Source organism: Romboutsia sp. 13368, from assembly GCF_018336475.1.
Taxonomy (GTDB): Bacteria; Bacillota; Clostridia; order Peptostreptococcales; family Peptostreptococcaceae; genus Romboutsia.
In genome coordinates this window covers 954,257-955,439 of sequence record NZ_CP048741.1, presented here as the reverse complement: position 1 = coordinate 955,439, position 1,183 = coordinate 954,257, and the positions used below count along the sequence as shown (strand labels likewise).

Annotated in this window: 2 protein-coding genes; one reads left to right on the top strand and one right to left on the bottom strand. The window is 23.5% G+C overall.

Annotated elements, in window-relative coordinates:
• Positions 1-297, bottom strand: a 297-nt coding sequence (locus G3997_RS03815) for a DUF2325 domain-containing protein (protein WP_296648384.1), incomplete at its 3' end; no start/stop codon positions are given.
• A gap of 198 nt (positions 298-495) precedes the next feature.
• On the opposite strand from G3997_RS03815, the gene G3997_RS03810 reads away from it, so the two are divergent.
• On the top strand, positions 496-1,089 hold the full coding sequence (locus G3997_RS03810) for a DUF3793 family protein (protein WP_296648381.1): 594 nt from the start codon (positions 496-498) through the stop codon (positions 1,087-1,089).
• Positions 1,090-1,183 lie beyond the last annotated feature (94 nt).

Below are 1,183 nucleotides of genomic sequence, written 5' to 3'. Positions count from 1 at the left end.
ATTACAATCACCTATGCAATATTTAATTTCTTTTACACAATTTTCAAAGGCTACTTTTCCACTACTATGACTTCTAAGTATTGGTATATTCTGTCTTTTAGCCTCTTCTTCAGCTTTCATAGTCATTTTATGAGAAACAGTTGATGTGAATATAATTATTGCATCTGGACTTCCTATAGAATTGCTCATTTTTCTACACATTTTAGTATAAATTTTAGTCTTATACCCGAAAGATTTTGCTATAGATTTATAGCAACTTTCCATTCTTTCGTTACCGCCTATTACTACTATACTCATATCCACTACACTCCTTTATAATTTAGAAAATAAATTTTATCTAATCTATTTTTTATTATTGGATAAACTAATCATTATATAAGTATAGTAGTCTTATTGATATTGATTGTCAATTAATATTTTTTATTATTGATAATTATTATCAAATATGTTATTATATAATTAAATGATAATAATTTTCAATTCCAGGAGGTAAATATGAAAATTTGTAATAAAAATTGTTGTGAAAATAAAATAAATTCATCTTATATAAAATGGTTAATAGAAGTTTTAGGCCCAGTAATTCTTGGTTCTAAACCTGCCGAAATTTTAAACTTATCATGCAAAGACAAGGATAAAGATTCTAAATTAAATGATATAAAATTATTCTTTAGTAATTGTACAAAATTATCTTATGAAATAATTAATATACACGATGGTGGAGTTCGTATAGTATTTATGAATAAAAACTCCTTGTCTAAAGTATTAAGTAATAAAAAATGTTTAAACTTTTTAAGATTTGTAGGATATCCATCTAACTATGATTTAGAAGAATACATAAAAGTATTAATAGATAAACTTCATACTAAGGATTTCCCTCATGAAATAGGTATATTCTTAGGATATCCATTAAAGGACGTTGTAGGATTTATGGGATATGGTAAGTATAAATTCTGTAAAACTAGATATTGGAGAGTTTATGGAGATGAATCTATTTCAGATAATGTTTATAATCAATTTATAAGTGATAGAGCTAAAATAAAATCATTATTAGAAAACAATTCACTAAATGAACTTAAAAAGGTAATATAAAAAGGAGCATATGCTCCTTTTTTATTTGTAATATATTTTAGAAAGTTATACTATTATTTTAAATTTTGTTTAGTCATTTTATTAAGCTTATTTT

What these genes read in the sequence shown, in the direction of transcription:
- G3997_RS03810 (WP_296648381.1), top strand. Translation starts at nt 496, where the DNA reads ATGAAAATTTGTAATAAAAATTGTTGTGAAAATAAAATAAATTCATCT.